Annotated in this window: 1 pseudogene; it reads right to left on the reverse strand. The window is 73.6% G+C overall.

The features are described from left to right. Nucleotides 1–1,118, reverse strand: a pseudogene (locus tag ACFU5G_RS29900) (Tat pathway signal sequence domain protein); the annotation flags it as partial. Between the last annotated feature and the right edge of the window lie 71 nt (nt 1,119–1,189).

A 1,189-nucleotide genomic window follows, 5' to 3' on the forward strand; every position in this document is an offset into this window, starting at 1 on the left:
TCGACCCGGATCCACGAGTGGCCCGGGCCGGTGCGCTTGCGGATCTCGAACCCGTGCGCCGTGAGCTGGGACAGGCTGTAGTCGCCCCACTGCGGAATCCAGTGCAGGCGGGAGGTGACGCGCTGGTCCCAGGTGGCCGGGTCGGGCAGGGCGCGACCTTCGACCTGGGCGGTGCGGACGGCGGCGCCGGGGTCCCGGCGCAGGCCCGTGACGCCGCGTACGGCCTCGGACAGGACGCCGCCGTCGGTGCCCGCGAGCCGTACGTGGCGGTCGTACGCCTCGCCGCGCATCGGCACGGAGAACGTCACGCCGATGCCGGTGATGAAGTCGCGGTTCTCGTCGCCGTCGAACACGAAGGTGTGTACCGCGCGGACGCCGTCCGAGCCCGCGTACAGGTAGAACCGCAGCACGAACGGGAGCCATGCCCGGTGGCCCTTGCGGTGCTTGCCCTCGACCTTGACGACGGCACGCACGGGCCCGGACTGCTCGACGGTGACGCGGTCCACGGCGCCGGTGAACGTCTCGTGTCGCGCGGCACCACCCCGGTCGGTGTCGGGTACGTCCTGCCGCGAGACGACGAGCCGGCCGTTGCGCGCGACGTCCTGCCCGCCGCGGCGGATGGCGCGGACCACCTGGTTGCCGTTGCGGGCGAAGACGACCTGGACCGTGCCGGTGTCGACGGTGATCTCGCCGGGCGTCTCGCGGACCCTGACGCGGTCTTCCGGCGTGCTGGGCCGGCCGGCGGTCAGGCGGTACGTCGCGGCCCGCGGCGCGTCCGCGCTGACGGCGTGCGTCGTCCACTTCACGCTGCCGTCCGGCCACCAGCCCGTGGGCCAGGTCTGTACCGGCACCGCCTCGCCAGCCGTGGTCGTGAGCGAGAACTGCTGGTCGGGGGCGAAAGCGCCCCGGGGCCACGGCACACCCCAGGTAGTGCCCCCGGCCAGGGCGCCCGGGTTGCCGCCCTCCAGCCAGTGCAGGTCGACCGGTCGGTGCCCTGCCGGGGCCAGCGATGGTGCGCCCTGGGCCGCGTGTGCGCTGGCGAGGTGCGGCCCGAAGGCTACTCCCGCGCCCGCGGCCAGGGCTGAGGTCAGGACGGTACGCCGACTGATGTGAACCACGATGTTCAGCTCCTTCGCGCGAAGTGAGGTCGCCCGTCGTTGGGCGTCAGACATCCTGGGACGCCCAACGA

Origin of the sequence: Promicromonospora sp. NPDC057488 (assembly GCF_042802395.1) — a bacterium.
Taxonomy (GTDB): domain Bacteria; phylum Actinomycetota; class Actinomycetes; order Actinomycetales; family Cellulomonadaceae; genus Promicromonospora.